Source organism: Stenotrophomonas sp. PS02297 (assembly GCF_029959705.1).
GTDB classification, from domain to species: domain Bacteria; phylum Pseudomonadota; class Gammaproteobacteria; order Xanthomonadales; family Xanthomonadaceae; genus Stenotrophomonas; species Stenotrophomonas nitritireducens.
The window spans coordinates 1-16,950 of sequence record NZ_JASCOS010000081.1 but is presented as its reverse complement, the minus strand read 5'-3'; the positions used below and the strand labels follow the sequence as shown (position 1 = coordinate 16,950).

General features: G+C 69.4%; 16 protein-coding genes and 2 pseudogenes. All 18 read left to right on the top strand.

What is annotated here, in order from left to right; translation table 11 throughout:
* Nucleotides 1–203 precede the first annotated feature (203 nt).
* A pseudogene (locus QMX80_RS13995) lies at nt 204–716 on the top strand (flagellin); the annotation flags it as partial.
* Nucleotides 717–1,106: 390 nt separating this feature from the next.
* The gene (locus QMX80_RS13990; RefSeq protein ID WP_327083309.1) at nt 1,107–2,096 is read left to right on the top strand and encodes a flagellin; all 990 of its coding nucleotides are present in this window, start codon (nt 1,107–1,109) and stop codon (nt 2,094–2,096) included.
* A gap of 383 nt (nt 2,097–2,479) precedes the next feature.
* Nucleotides 2,480–3,850: a flagellar filament capping protein FliD gene (fliD, locus tag QMX80_RS13985; RefSeq protein WP_055769041.1), complete on the top strand. Its 1,371-nt coding sequence runs from the start codon at nt 2,480–2,482 to the stop codon at nt 3,848–3,850.
* A gap of 100 nt (nt 3,851–3,950) precedes the next feature.
* On the top strand, nt 3,951–4,370 hold the full coding sequence (fliS, locus tag QMX80_RS13980; RefSeq protein ID WP_273083359.1) for a flagellar export chaperone FliS: 420 nt from the start codon (nt 3,951–3,953) through the stop codon (nt 4,368–4,370).
* 5 nt (nt 4,371–4,375) lie between these two features.
* Nucleotides 4,376–4,684 carry a hypothetical protein gene (locus QMX80_RS13975; protein WP_055769033.1) on the top strand — a complete coding sequence of 103 codons (309 nt, stop codon included), beginning with the start codon at nt 4,376–4,378 and terminating at the stop codon, nt 4,682–4,684.
* On the top strand, nt 4,681–5,265 hold the full coding sequence (locus tag QMX80_RS13970; protein ID WP_273083357.1) for a PilZ domain-containing protein: 585 nt from the start codon (nt 4,681–4,683) through the stop codon (nt 5,263–5,265). Before QMX80_RS13975 ends, QMX80_RS13970 begins: the two co-directional genes overlap by 4 nt.
* An 85-nt stretch (nt 5,266–5,350) precedes the next feature.
* A complete protein-coding gene (locus QMX80_RS13965) occupies nt 5,351–5,983 on the top strand; it encodes a response regulator transcription factor (protein ID WP_055770273.1) in 633 nt (210 codons plus the stop codon).
* Between the two features lie 270 nt (nt 5,984–6,253).
* Nucleotides 6,254–7,663 (top strand): RNA polymerase factor sigma-54, encoded by a 1,410-nt coding sequence (gene rpoN, locus QMX80_RS13960; RefSeq protein ID WP_282277650.1) that lies wholly within the window; start codon nt 6,254–6,256, stop codon nt 7,661–7,663.
* A 13-nt stretch (nt 7,664–7,676) separates the two neighbouring features.
* Nucleotides 7,677–8,060, top strand: a complete 384-nt coding sequence (locus QMX80_RS13955) for a response regulator transcription factor (RefSeq protein WP_273083353.1) — start codon at nt 7,677–7,679, stop codon at nt 8,058–8,060.
* Nucleotides 8,053–9,522: a sigma-54 dependent transcriptional regulator gene (locus QMX80_RS13950; RefSeq protein ID WP_055769022.1), complete on the top strand. Its 1,470-nt coding sequence runs from the start codon at nt 8,053–8,055 to the stop codon at nt 9,520–9,522. The genes QMX80_RS13955 and QMX80_RS13950 overlap by 8 nt, the downstream gene beginning before the upstream one ends.
* 234 nt (nt 9,523–9,756) lie before the next feature.
* On the top strand, nt 9,757–10,119 hold the full coding sequence (gene fliE, locus QMX80_RS13945; protein ID WP_055769019.1) for a flagellar hook-basal body complex protein FliE: 363 nt from the start codon (nt 9,757–9,759) through the stop codon (nt 10,117–10,119).
* A 13-nt stretch (nt 10,120–10,132) separates the two neighbouring features.
* A complete protein-coding gene (fliF, locus tag QMX80_RS13940) occupies nt 10,133–11,773 on the top strand; it encodes a flagellar basal-body MS-ring/collar protein FliF (protein WP_055769016.1) in 1,641 nt (546 codons plus the stop codon).
* A 13-nt stretch (nt 11,774–11,786) separates the two neighbouring features.
* Nucleotides 11,787–12,773 (top strand): flagellar motor switch protein FliG, encoded by a 987-nt coding sequence (fliG, locus tag QMX80_RS13935; protein WP_055769013.1) that lies wholly within the window; start codon nt 11,787–11,789, stop codon nt 12,771–12,773.
* Complete coding sequence (locus QMX80_RS13930) at nt 12,770–13,417, top strand: FliH/SctL family protein (protein ID WP_282277647.1); 648 nt, start codon at nt 12,770–12,772, stop codon at nt 13,415–13,417. The genes fliG and QMX80_RS13930 overlap by 4 nt, the downstream gene beginning before the upstream one ends.
* Complete coding sequence (locus tag QMX80_RS13925; RefSeq protein WP_055769008.1) at nt 13,414–14,823, top strand: FliI/YscN family ATPase; 1,410 nt, start codon at nt 13,414–13,416, stop codon at nt 14,821–14,823. The genes QMX80_RS13930 and QMX80_RS13925 overlap by 4 nt, the downstream gene beginning before the upstream one ends.
* A complete protein-coding gene (gene fliJ / locus QMX80_RS13920) occupies nt 14,820–15,272 on the top strand; it encodes a flagellar export protein FliJ (protein WP_055769005.1) in 453 nt (150 codons plus the stop codon). The genes QMX80_RS13925 and fliJ overlap by 4 nt, the downstream gene beginning before the upstream one ends.
* Complete coding sequence (locus QMX80_RS13915; RefSeq protein ID WP_282277645.1) at nt 15,269–16,393, top strand: flagellar hook-length control protein FliK; 1,125 nt, start codon at nt 15,269–15,271, stop codon at nt 16,391–16,393. The genes fliJ and QMX80_RS13915 overlap by 4 nt, the downstream gene beginning before the upstream one ends.
* Nucleotides 16,394–16,759: 366 nt before the next feature.
* Nucleotides 16,760–16,950: pseudogene (locus QMX80_RS13910) on the top strand (flagellar basal body protein FliL); the annotation flags it as partial.

Genomic DNA, 16,950 nt, shown 5'->3' with positions numbered 1-16,950 from the left:
GCGTTGGGGGCCTGCCCCAACGCGCCGTTTCCTGTTGGATGCCCGCGGTCGCCACGGTGCCGTGCAACGACACGCTAAAGCTGCCCGGCATCCGGCCGTTATTGGTATCAGCAGCGGTGCTACGGCTCCTACACCCCGCCCCACTGCACCCAGTACCGGTCAGGTGAACTGCCGGTTCCAACGCCAAACAGGAAGCCCGAATCATGGCACAAGTCATCAACACCAACATCATGTCGCTCAATGCTCAGCGCAACCTGAACACGAGCGGCACCAACCTGGCCACCAGCATCCAGCGCCTGTCCTCGGGCCTGCGCATCAACAGCGCCAAGGACGATGCCGCCGGTCTGGCGATCTCCGAGCGCTTCAGCACCCAGATCCGCGGCATGAACCAGGCTGCGCGCAACGCCAACGACGGCATCTCGCTGGCGCAGACCGCCGAAGGCGCGCTGACCGAAATCGGCAACAACCTGCAGCGCATCCGCGAACTGTCGGTGCAGTCGCGCAACGCCACCAACTCCGATTCCGACCGCCAGGCGCTGAACGCCGAAGTGCAGCTGCTGAAGGCCGAGATCCAGCGCGTGGCCGAGCAGACCAACTTCAACGGCACCAAGCTGCTGGACGGTACGTTCCAGGCGCAGGCCTTCCAGATCGGTGCCGACCAGGGCCAGACGATCGACATCGCCCAGATCGCCAACGCCAACATCAAGTCGCTGGGCAACTGGAACCGCGTCGACACCGCCGCCAGCGCGGCGGCCGTGGCTCCGCAGGCCGCCGTCACCTCGCGTACGGTGACCGGCGCCGCCCTGAGCAGCGCAGTCACCGGCGGAGGTGCCGATACCCCGGCAACCGGCAGCACGCTGACGTTTTCTGCCGCGAGCTTTGTTGGTGATTTCACGACCGGCAAGGAGGTCAAGTTTGACGTAACCGTCGGCACTGGAACGCCAACGACAATCACCCTCGACGGCAACTATGCTGATGCCGACGCGGTGGCGACCGCGATCAATACCCAGCTCACCGCCGCCACTGCCGGTGCGACCGCCGCGAATAACAGCGGCAACATCGTCATCACCAACAGCACCACTGGCCTCGCATCCCCGGCCATTACCATGGGCAACCTCGTCGCCGGCACCAGCGGCGTCTCGGCCCTGCCGACGGCCACGGCGGCCGTGGGCGCGGATCTCATTCCGGGCGCTGCGGGCACCACCACCTTCGGCACCACGACCGCTGCCGAATTCACCATCAACGGTGTCGGCATTGCCAGCGCGGGCGGCGCTACCGCCTCGGCCGGTGTCGATGCGCTGGTCACCGCGTTCAATGCCGCCAAGGCGCTTCCGGCCAATGCCACCGCGCTGGGCAACCTCACCGCCTCCAACGTCAATGGTCGCCTGCAGCTGGTGGATTCCACCGGCGCGGCCGTCAACATCGGCGGTACCGCTGCCAACAAGGCCGGCATGGACACGGTCACCGACGTGCCGGTGCAGAACTTTGGTTCGGGCAGCCTGGTGCTGACCGGCGACAAGGGTTCGGCCACCATCAACTTCGGCAAGGCCAGCAATGCCGCCCAGCGCGCCAGCGACCTGGTCAAGGCCATCAACAACCAGAGCTACAACACCGGCGTCAGCGCCTCGCTGGATCAGAACGGCAACCTGGCCCTGTCCTCGTCGCTGGGCAACTTCACCGTCGCCGCCAGCGGCACCGGCGCCACCGCCGATGCCGACCTGCTGAAAGCTACCGGCCTGACCGCCGGCGCGACCAGCAACTGGGTGGCTGGCGCCGCCGACACCGGTTTTGCCAGCCTGGACATCTCCACCACGCTGGGTGCCGACAACGCGCTGGCGGCGATGGATGCGGCACTGCAGACGGTCAACTCCGCCCGCGCCGACCTGGGTGCCATCCAGAACCGCTTCACCTCGACCGTGGCCAACCTGAACAGCTCGTCGGAAAACCTCTCGGCCGCCCGCAGCCGTATCCGCGACACGGATTACGCTTCGGAAACCGCCGAACTGACCCGCACGCAGATCCTGCAGCAGGCCGGTACCGCGATGCTGGCCCAGGCCAACCAGACCAGCCAGAACGTGCTCAGCCTGCTGCGCTGATACCGCTGGCGCCATCGCCGTGACCCAGCCCGCCACCGGCAACGGTGGCGGGTTTTTTCGTTCCGCCGGCAGGCGCGCGCCGAGGGGTGGCCGTGTGCGCGGGAGTGGCCCTGCGCATGGGAGTTGCCCGGCCGCCGGGCAGAGGCATTCGCAGGCAAGGCCCATCCGCGGCGGTTGCACCTGTCGTCATGGAGGCCTTCTGCGTGCCTGGGTGGGCCCGGCTCAAGCCTGCCTGCATGCATGCACGGCACCCTTTCCCCGCCCGCGGCACGGAAATTGCCTTTGCACGGGGGCATTCCCCCGCCAGGGACTAAAGTCCCGATGGCATGTGCCGATAACCGAGGTGCCGCTGCTGGCATCTCCTTGCCGCTGAAGGATTTCGCATGGCTACCTCTTCCCTCTCCGCCGTCGGTTCCGGCCTGGACATCGCCGCCGTCGTTTCGCAGTTGGTGGCAGCCGAACGCAAGCCCGCAGCCACCCGCATCAACAGCCAGGGCACGGCGGCCACCGCCAAACTTTCGGCGCTGGGCAGCATCAAGAGTTCGCTGAGCAGCCTGCAGACGACCCTGGAGGCGCTGGGCAAGAGCGCCGAGGCACCGGCGTTCAGGACCAGCGTGCCGGAGAAAAGCGGTTTTTCCGCCACCATCGTCACCGATCCGGCCACCGGCAAGAGCGTGGCCACGCCGGGCAGCTACGACGTGGAGGTGCTGAGCCTGGCGCGCAACCAGAAACTCACCTCCGGCGCATTTCCCGCCGGCGCGGTGACCGACGGGCCTGGCACGTTGAGCATCGAGTGGGGCGAGGGTTCCATCGACGTCGCCACCGGCGAAGGCGACACGCTGGCCGACATCGCCAAGGCGATCAACCTGGCGGCCGACGGCAAGGGCGTCAGCGCCACCATCATCACCGCAGATGACGGCCAGCACCTGGTGCTGAACGCGGTCGGCGCCGGCAGCGCCGGTGCACTGACCATCACCGCCAGCGGCGGCGGGGGCACGCTCGCGGCCTTGACCTGGGATGGCAGCCAGGGCGGCCTCAGCCAGACCGTGCCCGCCACCAATGCGCGGGTACGGGTTGACGGGTTCGAACGCGAGTCCAGCACCAACAGCATCAGCGACCTGATCCCGGGCGTCACCCTGAACCTGGACAAGGCCGAGGAAGGCAGCACCAAGACCTTGACGATCAGCCGCGACAACTCGCCGCTGAAGATCGATATGCAGGCCTTCGTCAGCGCCTACAACGCCTCGGTCAGCCTGCTCCGGAACTCCAGCGCGTACGACGCGGAGAAGGACGCGGCCTCGGTGCTGACCGGCGATGCGCTGGTGCGCGGCCTGCAGCAGCAGCTGCGCAGCCAGCTCAGCGCCAACGTCATCGACCTCAAGGGGCTGGGGCTGGTGATCAACAAGGACGGCACCCTGGCATTCGACGCCGGGACGTTCGACAAGACCATGGCGGAAAGCCCCAATGCCGCGGCCAACCTGCTGGGCAAGGACGGCGCGCTTTCCAGCAGCCTTTCCACCCTGCTCAAGAGCAACCTGGACAGCACGGGCACCCTTACCCAGCGCACCGACGCCCTCAACAAGCAGATCAAGAAGCTGGAAAAGGACCTGGACGACCTGGATCTGCGCATGGAAAAGGTGTCCGCCCGCTATACCGCGCAGTTCACCGCCATGGATTCGCTGGTGGCGCAGATGCAGAGCACCAGCAATTACCTGGCCCAGCAGCTTTCGGCGCTGAGCAGTTCGTCGCGTTGACGATCGGCTCAAGTCAAGCGCCCTGCCTGCCGATAAACAGATCATCACTCAATCGTCCAGCGGCCTTCCCCCGCCCGCTGGACATCAGGAGATTCCCCCGATGTATGGTCCCAGCCGCAATTACGCCGATCAGTACCGCAAGGTCGGCGTTTCCTCCCGGGTTGCGGATGCCGATCCGCACAAACTGGTGGCCTTGTTGTTCGAGGGCGCCAGTGAGCGTATCCGGCGCGCCGAGGCGTTTCTCGCCCAGGGCGACCAGGCCATGAAGGGCAAGGCGATCGGCGAGGCCTGCGCCATCATCGGCCATCTCAACGGTTCGCTCGACCACGAGGCCGGCGGCGAGATCGCCGGCAATCTTTCGGCGCTGTATGACTTCGTCATCCAGCGCCTGACCGAAGCGAACCTCAACAACGACACGCGCGCACTGCATGATTCTCTCGCGGTGATGGGCGAGATCGAATCGGCGTGGAACGCGATCCCGTCCGACCAGCGCCAACGTCCCGCCATCGCAGGAACCTGAAAAGCATGATGGATACCGACCATACCCTGCAGGCACTGCATGACGACCTCGAGGCGCTGCGTGTCGCGGTGGAGCAGGAAGACCACGCCGAAGCCGAGCGCATCGCCAGCGGTCACGACCGCCGCCTGCGCGAGTTCGTCGAGGCCTGCGGCGTGCAGGCCGCCGCCACTGGCCTGCGCAACCTGCTTGTCCTGCAGCAGTCGCTGATGGCCGACATGCTGGTCCGGCGCGACATCGCTTCGGCCCGCCTGCGTGCCGGCCGCCAGTCGGTCCGCGCCGCCCACGCCTACCAGCAGGCAGAATCGCTGGCATGAACGAGCCCGGCGCCAGCGTCGTCCACCACCCGGCGGAAACCGAGCTGTTCGACGATACGCTGAGCTGCGATGTCGCCTTGCCGGCGGCATTCGAGCCCGGCAGCGCGGTCATCCGCGCCGGCGCGGCGGAAATGCTGTTGCGCAGCGTGGCGCTGGTGGAGGATTCGCGCGGCAACGACGATGCCGACGAGCGCGGTGGCGAAGGCAGCCAGCAGTTGCAGCGGCTGGAAGCGCGCATGGACCTGGCCCTGGTGCTGCTGGGCCGCCTGCTGCGCCAGTCCACCCAGGCATTGCCGCTGCGCCCGGTGCGCTGGTCGCGCCGGGGGCTGCGGCTGGAACTGGGCCAGCGTACCGGTGCGGTCCAGGGCAGCGCCGGCGTCGTGCGCCTGCAGCCGGCCGACTGGCTGCCCGACCACATCGAACTGCCGGTGCAGGTACTGGGCGAAGCGACATCCGGCAACGGCAGCCTCTATCTCTGGCTGCGCCTGCAGAGTACCGGCGATGCGCTGGAAACCGCGCTGGAACGGCATCTGTTCCGCCTGCACCGGCGCCAGATCGCCGACAGCCGGCGTCCGCGTTGAACCTGCCCGTCCATGACCTTCGCCGCTTGGCGCGCACGCGCGCGCTCGGCTAAGGTGCGGCCATTCCCAAGCGATGCCCGTTACCGTGCGTGTCCTGATTGTCGATGACCATACGCTGGTCCGTGCCGGACTGTGCCGCCTGCTGCAGACGTTCGGCGGCGTGCTGGTGACTGGCGAGGCCAGCAACGCGGAACAGGCGCTGGAGCTGGCCGTGCAGCAGCATCCGGACGTGGTGCTGATGGACCTTTCCCTGCCCGGCCGCAGCGGCCTGGAGGCTTTGTCCGACATCCGCCGCAAGGTGCCGCAGGCACGCGTGGTGATGATGTCCATGCACGACGACACCGCGCATGTGCGCGACGCGCTGGATCGCGGGGCGGTGGGATTCGTGGTCAAGGACGCCGCGCCGCAGGAACTGGAAATCGCCCTGCGTGCGGCCCATTCCGGGCAGGTGTTCCTCAGCCCGCAGATCTCCGCGCGCATGCTCGCGCCCATGCTCGGGCGCGAACGCCCCACCGGCATCGCCGCACTGTCGCCGCGCCAGCGGCAGATCCTGCGCCAGCTCGGCAACGGCCAGACCACCAAGGAAATCGCCGCGGAACTGGGGATCAGCGTCAAGACGGTGGAAACCCACCGCGCGCGCATGATGGAAGCCCTGGGCTGCCGCCGCGCCAACGACCTGCTGCTGCTTGCGGTACGCCACCAGCAGGAGCTTGCCTGAGCGCGCCGGGCGGCCCATCGCTCTCAGGAACCGTGTCACAGATTCGGAAATCCGTCGCGTGCGGCGTCAGAATTCCGTAAGTCATTGATGGGCAAATCCCCGCCCCGACTGCGGCGACGGATTAATGGCGCAAAGTAAGGAAAATCCCTACATGCCGTAGGGATAAACCCATGTGCATGAGGGTTTTTTCCTATTCATTCCCTGACACCCCCTACGCAAGATGCGTTCCATAACGGTCGCTTCACATGGCGCCCCCGGGGATCAGACGAAATGAAGACCACGCTCGCCACCCAGCTCGGCCAGCAGCTCCACCTCACGCCCGCCCTGCTGCAATCCATCCGCCTGCTGCAGCTCAACGGCATGCAGCTGGAGCAGGAGGTCCGCCAGGCGCTGGAGAACAACCCGCTGCTCGAACTCGAGGAAGAAGCCGCTCCCGCGGCGGACGCTTCCGCCGGCGGCGATGCGCAGGCGGAGACGGCGGCGTTCGACGAGCTCCCGGAGAGCTCGATGTGGGACGTCGCTGGCGCCAGCTGGAACGACGCCGACGAAGACCGCACCGCGCGGCTGGCCATGGGCGAATCCAGCGACCCGCACCTGCGCATCCTGCAGGCGCTGGCCCTGGACCTGGACGAGGGCGACCTGTCCATCGCCGCCTTCTGGCTGGAGCACTGCGACGACGCCGGCTACCTGCAGGCGCCGCTGCCGCAGCTGACCCTGCTCGCCAGTGCCCGCTTTGACCGCGACGGCGCGCACGTGGAAAGCATCCGCCAGCGCCTGCTGCAGGGCGAGCCGGCCGGCATGGCCGCCCGCGACCTGCGCGAATGCCTGCAGGTACAGCTGGCCGCCCTGTCCGGCACCGTGCCCGCCCGGCACCTGGCGGCAAGGCTGCTGGGCGAGGACCTGCAGTTGCTCGCCAGCCATGACTATGCGGCGATCGCCCGGCAGCTGGATGCCGAGCAGGCCGACGTGCTGGAGGCGATCCGCCTCATCCTGTCGCTGCAGCCCCGCCCCGCCGACACCCTGCAGCCGCAGGAAGAATCGGCGGTCATCCCGGAAGTGGTGGCCTGGCGCGCGGACGGCCAGTGGCGGGTGGCGCTGAATCCGGCCACGGCGCCGCGGGTGACCCTCAACCCCACCTACGAACGCGCCCTGGCCACCACCGAGGGCAGCGCCGCCCAGCCCATGCGCGAGATGCTGCAGGAAGCGCGCTGGTTCACCCGCGGCCTGTCCATGCGCTACGACACCCTGCTGCGCACCGCGCGGGTCATCGTCGAGCGCCAGGCCGCGTTCCTGGCCGAGGGCGAGGAGGCCATGGCGCCGCTGACCCTGAAGGAAGTGGCCGACGCCATCGGCATGCACGAGTCCACCGTCTCGCGCATCACCTCCGGCAAATACATGCAGACCCCGCGCGGCACGTTCGAACTGAAGCATTTCTTCGCCGTGCGCCTGGACGGTGCCAGCATCTCCGGGCAGGCGGTCAAGGCCATGGTGCGGCGCCTGATCGAATCCGAGCCGGCGGCGCGGCCGCTGGCCGACGAGGCCATCGCCGTGCTGCTGTCGCGCCAGGGCGTCAACATCGCCCGCCGTACGGTGGCCAAGTACCGCGAACAGCTGGACATCGCCCCCGCACGCGAGCGGAAGCGGCACAATGCGCGTCCGTTGCTGGCCCGCGCAGGCTGATCCGAGGAATTCCATGAGCAAGCTCACCGTTCTGCTGGTCGATGACCACGAAGGCTTCATCAACGCGGCCATGCGCCATTTCCGCAAGGTCGACTGGCTGGAGATCGTCGGCAGCGCGGCCAACGGCCTGGAGGCCATCGAGCGCTCCGAGGCGCTGCGCCCGCGGGTGGTGCTGATGGACCTGGCGATGCCGGAGATGGGCGGCCTGCAGGCCACGCGCCTGATCAAGACCCAGGACGAGCCGCCCTACATCGTGATCGCCAGCCATTTCGACGACGCCGAGCACCGCGAGCACGCCCAGCGCGCTGGCGCGGATAATTTCGTCAGCAAGCTGTCCTATATCCAGGAAGTCATGCCGATCCTGGAAAGCGTCCGGCAGGAAGAGGGCCATGAGTGAGTCGCGCATCCTCGTGATCGACAGCGAGGGCGTCCGTGCCGAGCGCACGGTGGCGCTGCTGGAGTTCATGGATCTGAACCCGCGTTGGGTCACCGACGTGGGCGATATCGACATCGCCCGCCACCGGGTCAACGACTGGATGGCGCTGGTGGTGGGCACCATCGAGGATCCGGCGCGCGCCGAGCCGTTCTTCCACTGGCTGGCCGGCACCGGCATGCCGCCGCCGGTGCTGCTGGCCGAGGGCGACCCGCTGGCCTTCGCGCGCCACCATGGCCTGCACGAAGCCAACGTCTGGCCGCTCGAACAACCCATGCGCCACGCGCAGATGGAAGCGCTGCTGCGCCGCGCCAGCCTCAAGCGGCTGGATGCCGAGCATCATGCCGGCGGCAATGAGGACGACGGCCCCACCGGCGCCAGCCCGGCGGTGACCGAGCTGCGCCAGCTGATCGAACAGGTGGCCGGTTTCGACACCACCGTGCTGGTGCTGGGCGAATCGGGTACCGGCAAGGAAGTGGTCTCGCGCGCCATCCACCAGCGCTCGCCGCGCCGCGACGGCCCGTTCGTGGCCATCAACTGCGGCGCGATCCCGCCGGACCTGCTGGAAAGCGAACTGTTCGGCCACGAGAAAGGCGCCTTCACCGGTGCGCTGAGCGCACGCAAGGGCCGTTTCGAGATGGCCGAAGGCGGCACCCTGCTGCTGGACGAGATCGGCGACATGAGCCTGCCGATGCAGGTCAAGCTGCTGCGCGTGCTGCAGGAGCGCAGCTTCGAGCGCGTCGGCGGCAACCAGACCATCCGCTGCAACGTGCGGGTGATCGCCGCGACCCACCGCAACCTGGAAACGCGCATCGCCGAAGGCGGGTTCCGCGAGGACCTGTTCTATCGCCTGAACGTATTTCCCATCGAGGTGCCGGCGCTGCGCGAACGCATCGCCGACATTCCGGCGCTGGTGGAAACCATCGCCGCGCAGCTGGCGCGCACCGGCCGCGGCGAAGTCCGCTTCGCCGCCGAAGCGCTGCAGGCGCTGGCCGCCTACCGTTGGCCGGGCAACGTGCGCGAGCTGACCAACCTGGTCGAGCGTCTGGCGGTGCTGCATCCGGGCGGGCTGGTGCGGGTCCAGGACCTGCCCGCGCGCTACCGCAGCGAGGCGGTGCCGGCGCCGGCCGTGGCGCTGGACGATGAGCGGCCGCTGGCCAGCCTGTCCGCCGTCGCGCCGTCAGCCCCGCGGCTGCCAGCCGCCGCCACCGCGACGTCCGTGCCGGCGCATCTGCCCGATGACGGCCTGGACCTGCGCGACCACATGGCCGGCATCGAACTGAAACTGATCAACGAGGCGCTGGAGCGCACCCAGGGCGTGGTCGCCCACGCCGCGCAGCTGCTCGGCCTGCGCCGCACCACCCTGGTGGAGAAGCTGCGCAAGTACGGGATCGAGCGGGAACCGAGCGACGCCGGCAGCAACTGAGCCTGGCAAGGCCCGCTCCCGCTCCGGCGGACGCGGGCCCTGCCGGTGCCGTCGCGTGGGCCGGACCGGAAGGATTCGAGACGAGCCCCGCGGACGCCGGCGGCGAATTGGCGCGATGGCAATCGCGGGCGCAACCGCCCCCGCAGGCGCATGAAGGCGGCGGAAATCCGTCAGCCGCTTCCGGCACGGAGCTTGCAGATGAACGGGCAGCAACCCCTGTCTGGAAACGTGTCGATGTCCCACTCCGTCAATTCCATCCTTTCCCAGATCCGCAGCTACCAGACCCAGGTGAGCCAGCCGTTGCCGGCCGCCGACGTCGCGCGCAGCAACGCCATCGAGGGACTGGCCGGAATCCGGCCCGCCAGCGCGCCGGCCCCCAGCTTCACCGACACGCTGCAGGGCGCCCTGGCCGACGTCAACCGCAGCCAGCAGGTTTCCGGCGCCCTGGCCGCCGCCTTCGAGCGCGGCGATTCCGGCGCCGACCTGGCCAAGGTCATGATCGCCTCCCAGCAGTCCCAGCTGGCGTTCCGCGCCACCGTGGAAGTCCGCAACCGTCTCGTCCAGGCTTACCAGGACGTGATGAACATGCCGCTGTAAGGAACCGGTCGCCATGGCACTCGCGCTGTCCAAGGATTCACTCAATTCGGAAAAGGCCGGCGTCTGGTTCGACCGGCTGCAGAGCCTGCAGATCACCCGGCGGCTGGGCCTGATGGCGATGATCGCCATCGCGGTGGCGGCCGGCCTGTTCGTGTTCTTCTGGGCGCAGAAGACGCCGATGGCGCCGCTCTACACCGGCCTGGACCAGAAGGCGACGGCCGAGGCCACCGACCTGCTGCGCGCCGCGCAGATTCCCTTCGAGCTGGACGCGGCCACGGGCGCGATCAGCGTGCCGGAGAAGAACATCCACGACGCCCGCCTCAAGCTGGCCGGCTCCGGCCTGGCCGACAACGGCAGGCTCGGCTTCGAGCTGATGGAGCGCGACCCCGGCTTCGGCGTCAGCCAGTTCATGGAGAACGCCCGCTACCAGCACGCGCTGGAAACCGAACTGGTGCGCACCATCAGCACCCTGCGCCCGGTGCGCGACGCGCGCGTGCACCTGGCCATTCCCAAGCCCAGCGCCTTCACCCGCCAGCGCGATGTCGCCAGCGCCTCGGTGGTGCTGGAACTGCGTTCGGGCCAGCAGCTGGAGCGCAACCAGGTCGATGCGATCGTGCACATGGTCGCTTCCAGCATTCCGGACCTGGCGCCGGAGCGGGTCACGGTGGTCGACCAGAGCGGACGCATGCTGACCATCTCCGACCCGAACAGCGAAGCGGCGATGAACGCGGCGCAGTTCGACCAGGTGCGCCGTCTGGAGACTTCCTACAACCAGCGCATCCGCGAGCTGCTCGAGCCGATGACCGGCCCGGGCCGGGTCAATCCGGAAGTCAGCGTGGACATGGATTTCTCCATCACCGAGGAAGCGCGCGAGCTGTACAACGGCGAGCCGCAGAAGGTGCGCAGCGAGCAGATCAGCGAGAACACCACCAGCACCCAGGGCCCGCAGGGCGTCCCGGGGGCGGCCAGCAACACCCCGCCCGGCCCGCAGGCCGCACCGGTCACCGCCGCCACGCCGACCGAAAGCAGCAAGAACGCCACCCGCAACTACGAGCTGGACCGCACCCTGCAACACACCCGGCAGCCGGCCGGACGCGTCAAGCGCGTGTCGGTGGCGGTGCTGGTCGACCACGTGCCGCGTACCGGCAGCAACGGCAAGACCAGCGACCAGGCGCTCAGCGCCGCCGAACTGACCCGTGTCGAGGCGCTGGTGAAGCAGGCGGTGGGTTTCGATACCGCACGCGGCGACACGGTGTCGGTGATGAATGCGCCCTTCGTGCGCGAGACGCTGCCGGTGGAACAGCCCAAGTGGTGGGAGAACCCGCAGGTGCGCGACGGCCTGCGCCTGGTGCTCGGCGCCATCGTGGTGCTGGCCCTGCTGTTCGGCGTGCTGCGCCCGGCGCTGCGCCAGATCGCCGGCCCGCCCAAGTCCCTGCCCGGCCCGGGCCAGGACCCGCTCAGGGCCGATGTGCACCTGGTCGAGGACGAAGGCCTGCCGGGCCTGCCGAACGATCACCTCAAGCTGGGCGGCGCCGCGCCGCTGGCGCTGCCGCTGGACGCCTACGAGGAACGCCTGCGCATGGCGCGCGAAGCAGTCAGGGCCGATTCCAAGCGCGTGGCCCAGGTGGTGAAGGGATGGGTGGCCAATGACTGAGTCCATTGCCGCGATGACCGGCGTGCAGCGCGCCGCCGTGCTGCTGCTGTCGCTGGGCGAATCCGACGCGGCCGAGGTGCTGCGCCACATGGAGCCCAAGGAGGTGCAGAAGATCGGCATCGCCATGGCCACCCTGACCGACGTCAGCCGCGAACAGGTGCAGCTGGTCATGGACGAGTTCGGCAACGAGCTGGGCAACAAGACCTCGCTCAGCGTCGGCTCGGACGACTACATCCGCAACATGCTGGTGCAGGCCCTTGGCAACGAGAAGGCCAACAACCTGATCGACCGCATCCTGCTGGGCCGCAACACCACCGGCCTGGATACGCTGAAGTGGATGGATCCGCGCGCGGTCGCCGACCTGGTGCGCAACGAGCATCCGCAGATCATCGCCATCGTCATGTCGCACCTGGAGAACGACCAGGCCGCCGACGCGCTGAAGCTGCTGCCCGAGCGCACCCGGGTGGACGTGCTGCTGCGCATCGCCACACTCGACGGCATTCCGCCCAACGCGCTGAACGAACTCAACGAGATCATGGAGCGCCAGTTCGCCGGCAACCAGAACCTGAAGTCGTCCAACATCGGCGGCGTGCAGTGCGCGGCCAACATCCTCAACTTCATGGACGGCGGCCAGGACCAGGCCATTCTCAGTTCGATCGCGCAGGTCGATGCGCCGCTGGGCAGCCGCATCCAGGACCTGATGTTCGTGTTCGACGACCTGGTGGACCTGGACGACCGCGAGATGCAGCTGGTGCTGCGCGAGGTCAGCGGCGAACGCCTGGGCCTGGCCCTGCGCGGCGCCGACATCAAGGTGCGCGACAAGATCACCCGCAACATGTCCCAGCGCGCCGCCGAAATCCTGCTGGAGGACATGGAAGCGCGCGGCCCGGTCAAGCTGTCCGACGTGGAGACCGCGCAGCGCGAGATCCTGGCCATCGTCAAGCGTATGGCCGATGAAGGCACGGTCACCATCGGTGGCAACGCGGAGACCATGCTGTGAGCCCGGTCGTGCGCTGGACGGCCCCCGATCTCGGCACCCTGCCAGGCTCGCCGCGCGAGGCGCCGGAGGCCAGCCCGGCCGGTGCCGCGGGAATGCCCGCCGAGCCCATGCCGCAGCCGCCGACCCTGGAGGAAATCCAGGCCATCCAGGACGCCGCCTACAGGGAGGGGCTGGAACAGGGACAGGCCGAAGGACATGCCGAGGGCCTGGCCCAGGGCCAGGCCGAAGTGCGCCGGCTGGTCGCGCAGATCGAGGGCATCGTGGACAACTTCAGCCGCCCGCTGCTGCGCCTGGAAGGCGAAGTGGTGGCTGCGCTGGGCGAACTGGCGGTGCGCGTGGCCGGGCAACTGCTCGGCCGTGCCTATGAAGCCGAGCCGGCGTTGCTGCAGGAACTGGTCGTCGAGGCGCTGGACGCCGTCGGCGGCAGCAGCCGCGACGTGGAAGTGCGCCTGCATCCGGACGACATCGCCGCGCTGGCGCCGCTGCTGAAGCTGGCCCCCGGCCAGCGCCTGAGCCCGGACCCGGGCCTGAGCCGCGGCGACCTGCGCGTGCATGCCGAGAGCGTGCGCATCGACGGCACGCTCGATGCGCGCCTGCGCGCGGCCCTGTCCACGGTGATGCGCAAGGCCGGAGCCACGCAATGAATCCTGCGGTCGCCGATACCCCGCTGCCCGACAGCCCGCCCCCGGCCCGCGCCGGTTGGGCGGCCGCGCGCAACCTGCGCCTGGCCGCGCGGCTGGATGCCATCGACATCGAACCGGGCCACGGCCGCGGCCTGATCCGCGAGGGCGTGCTGCGCCGTGCGGTCGGGCTGACCCTGGAAGCGGTCGGCTGCGAAGCGCCGATGGGCGCTACCTGCAAGGTCGAGGTCGACGGCGGTTGGGTCGATGCCGAAGTGGTCGGTTTTGCCGGCGAACGCACCTACCTGATGCCCAGCGCCGAACTGCATGGCCTGTTGCCGAACGCGCGCGTGGTGCCTTCGTACCGGCGCGGCGGCGTCGAGGTTGGCGAAGGCCTGCTCGGCCGCGTCATCGACAGCGACGGCGTGCCGCTGGACGGCAAGGGGCCGATCCGCGCCGAAGGCAGTGCCGGCATGGCCGGCGTGTCGATCAACCCGCTGGCCCGTGAACCCATCACCCAGCCGCTGGACGTGGGCGTGCGCGCGATCAACGCGCTGCTGCCGATCGGCCGTGGCCAGCGCGTGGGCCTGTTCGCCGGCTCCGGCGTCGGTAAATCGACACTGCTGGGCATGATGACCCGCTTCACCTCGGCCGACGTCATTGTCGTCGGCCTGATCGGCGAGCGTGGCCGCGAAGTGCGCGATTTCGTCGAGACGACCCTCGGCGAGGAAGGCCTGCGCCGCGCCGTGGTCGTCGCCGCCCCGGCCGACCGCCCGCCGCTGGCGCGCCTGCACGGCGCCTACCGCGCCACCGCCATCGCCGAGTGGTTCCGCGACCAGGGCCTGAATGTATTGCTGCTGATGGATTCGCTGACCCGCTTCGCCCAGGCGCAGCGCGAGATCGGCCTGTCCGTCGGCGAACCGCCGACCACCCGCGGCTACCCGCCCAGCGTGTTCGCCAAGCTGCCGGCGCTGGTCGAGCGCGCCGGCAACGGCGCCAAGGGGCGCGGCTCGATCACCGCCTTCTATACCGTGCTCACCGAGGGCGACGACCCGCAGGACCCGATCGCCGACGCGGCCCGGGCCATCCTCGACGGCCACATCCTGCTCTCGCGGCGGGTCGCCGATTCGGGCCTGTACCCGGCCATCGACGTGGAATCCTCGGTCAGCCGCGTGGTCCAGGACATCGCCGACGACGCCTGGCGCCTGCGCATCCGCAAGCTCAAGCGGCTGGTGGCGGCGTATTCTGCAAACCGCGACCTGATCGCCATCGGCGCCTACCAGCGCGGCAACGACCCGGCCACCGACGAAGCGCTGGAGCGCTGGCCGGAGATCCTCGAATTCCTCGGCCAGGACGTCAGCCTGGCCGCCGACCTACCCCACAGCCTTGCCGCGTTGAAACGCCTGGTCGAAAGCGAGAACGTCCCATGAAGCAATCCCGTCGCCTGGACCCCCTGCTGCGCCGTGCGCAGGATCACGAAGACGAGGTCGCCCGCGCCCTGGCCGAACGCCAGCAGGCGCTGGACATGCACCTGTCGCGCCTGGAGGAGCTGCGCCGCTACGCCGACGAATACGCCGGCGCGCAGATGGCCGCCACCAGCCCGTCGCAGCTGATGAACCGGCGCGCCTTCCTCGACCGCCTGGACAGCGCCGTAGAGCAGCAGAGCCAGACCGTGGACCGCAACCGCGAGCGGGTCGATGCCGAACGCGCGCGGCTGCTGCTGGCCAGCCGCGACAAGCAGGTGCTGGAACAGCTGGCCGCCAGCTACCGCGCGCAGGAACAGAAAGTCGAAGACCGCCGCGACCAGCGCGAGATGGACGACCTCGGCGCCCGGCGCGCCCGCCAGGCCCAGCTGTCGGGCGAGGACGGCGCTCCATGACGCCGCTCTCCCTCGGCGCCGGCGCGCCCGCCAGCCAGACGACGGGCGCTGGCGGCCCGGCTCCCGGCGGCAACGGCACCGGCAAGCAGTCCGGCGGTTTCGACACGCTGCTGCAGGCCTCGCCGCAGCCGGCACCGCGTGCCAAGAGCGGCGCGAAACCATCGCCGGAACCGCAGGGCCAGCGCCGCGACGATTCCACCGCCGCCTCGCCCAGGCCCGCGGACGCCCCGGATACCGCGGGTGAATCCACTGCCAGCGGCGCCGCGAAACCAGCGCCGCCGGCCGCCGCCGACAGCCGGCAGGACGAAGCCGATCCGGGCGATTTGCCCTGGCCGCCGCCCGGGCTCTCCGGGCTGCTGCCCGTCGCCGCGCCGGAGCCTGCGGCGGTTGGACCGGCGCCGCCCGTTGCCGACGCCAGCGGCGATCCGCCGGCGCCAGCGGTTTCCCTGCCGGGTACTCCCCTGCCCATCGCGGCGGCAATCCCGCGGGCATCGGCGGCTGCGCCGGCCGCTGCCGCCCCCGAGCTCGCCGCCGATGCGATGGCGCAGCTGGCGACTCTGGAAACCGTGGCCCTGCCACGATCCGGCATCGAGAATTCCCTGTCGGCAACGGACCCGTCGGCAGGCGCGGCGCTGTTCGGCCCGCTGCTGCAGAACCTGGCGGCCGTGGCCGATGCCCGGCCGGCAGCGCCCTTCCCGCCGGCGCTGGCCGCACCAGTGGACATGCAGGCCGCGGATCTGGACGAGGCCATCGGCGCGCGCGTCGGCTGGCTGGCCGAGCAGAAGATCGGCCATGCGCATATCCGCGTCACCCCGAACGACCTTGGGCCGGTGGAAGTGAAGCTGCAGCTGGACGGCGACCGCATCCACGCCACTTTCTCCAGTTCGCATGCCGAGGTCCGCCAGGCGCTGGAGAACGGCTTGCCCAGGCTGCGCGAAATGCTCGGGGAACAGGGGCTGCAGCTGGCGCAGGCCGATGTCGGCCACCGCCAATCCGACTCTGGATCTTCCAGCGGCACCGCCGCCGCCAACGCGGGCGTGGATGCCGACGACGACGCGTCGATGCCGGCCACCGACGTGCGCACCCTGCAGCTGCGCGGTCTGCTCGACGCCTACGCTTGAAAGCAGGAACGCGGGGAGCAGCCGCCAGCGAAAGCTGAAGCCGGCGCTCCCGGACTTTCGTGGGAGCAGGCCGTGCTTGCCCCTGGACCGGGCGCAGGCGGCGAGTCCGCCGGTTGAACCGGCTGCCGCCAAAGCCCGGACCCAGCCGCCGCATGGGCCGGGATCACACGGCCGCGACATCGGGGCAGGTGCCAGCCCGCGCACAGGCCTGGCAGCGCCCGGCTTCCACCCTCCGGTTTTCGCCAGTTTCCGGCTTCCGCCCGCTGCGTTTCCGCCACGCAGCCCGTCAACTTCCCGTCGTGGGCATTGACCGCGCCGCGGCACGCGTATTGCATATCCGGGGACAGCAACCCTGAGGAGCACAACGTGGCAGCCGCCGCCGACAAATCCCGCAAGCCAGACACATCCAAGGACAAGGACAAGGAAACCGCCGGCAAGCCGCGCCGTTCGCTGATGGCGACCGTCCTGGTCGCGGTCGTCGCCGCCGCTGGCGTCGGTGGCGCGGTATGGTATTTCACCCAGGGCCAGGCCGACGCGGCGCCGGCCAAGGCCAAGGT

Coding starts and splice junctions, on each gene's coding strand:
- QMX80_RS13970 (WP_273083357.1), top strand. CDS start 4,681: ATGAACGAGCCCGGCGCCAGCGTCGTCCACCACCCGGCGGAAACCGAG.
- fliD (WP_055769041.1), top strand. CDS start 2,480: ATGGCTACCTCTTCCCTCTCCGCCGTCGGTTCCGGCCTGGACATCGCC.
- fliG (WP_055769013.1), top strand. CDS start 11,787: ATGACCGGCGTGCAGCGCGCCGCCGTGCTGCTGCTGTCGCTGGGCGAA.
- QMX80_RS13990 (WP_327083309.1), top strand. CDS start 1,107: ATGGGCAACCTCGTCGCCGGCACCAGCGGCGTCTCGGCCCTGCCGACG.
- fliJ (WP_055769005.1), top strand. CDS start 14,820: ATGAAGCAATCCCGTCGCCTGGACCCCCTGCTGCGCCGTGCGCAGGAT.
- fliS (WP_273083359.1), top strand. CDS start 3,951: ATGTATGGTCCCAGCCGCAATTACGCCGATCAGTACCGCAAGGTCGGC.
- QMX80_RS13950 (WP_055769022.1), top strand. CDS start 8,053: ATGAGTGAGTCGCGCATCCTCGTGATCGACAGCGAGGGCGTCCGTGCC.
- rpoN (WP_282277650.1), top strand. CDS start 6,254: ATGAAGACCACGCTCGCCACCCAGCTCGGCCAGCAGCTCCACCTCACG.
- QMX80_RS13925 (WP_055769008.1), top strand. CDS start 13,414: ATGAATCCTGCGGTCGCCGATACCCCGCTGCCCGACAGCCCGCCCCCG.
- QMX80_RS13975 (WP_055769033.1), top strand. CDS start 4,376: ATGATGGATACCGACCATACCCTGCAGGCACTGCATGACGACCTCGAG.
- QMX80_RS13915 (WP_282277645.1), top strand. CDS start 15,269: ATGACGCCGCTCTCCCTCGGCGCCGGCGCGCCCGCCAGCCAGACGACG.
- fliE (WP_055769019.1), top strand. CDS start 9,757: ATGTCCCACTCCGTCAATTCCATCCTTTCCCAGATCCGCAGCTACCAG.
- QMX80_RS13955 (WP_273083353.1), top strand. CDS start 7,677: ATGAGCAAGCTCACCGTTCTGCTGGTCGATGACCACGAAGGCTTCATC.
- fliF (WP_055769016.1), top strand. CDS start 10,133: ATGGCACTCGCGCTGTCCAAGGATTCACTCAATTCGGAAAAGGCCGGC.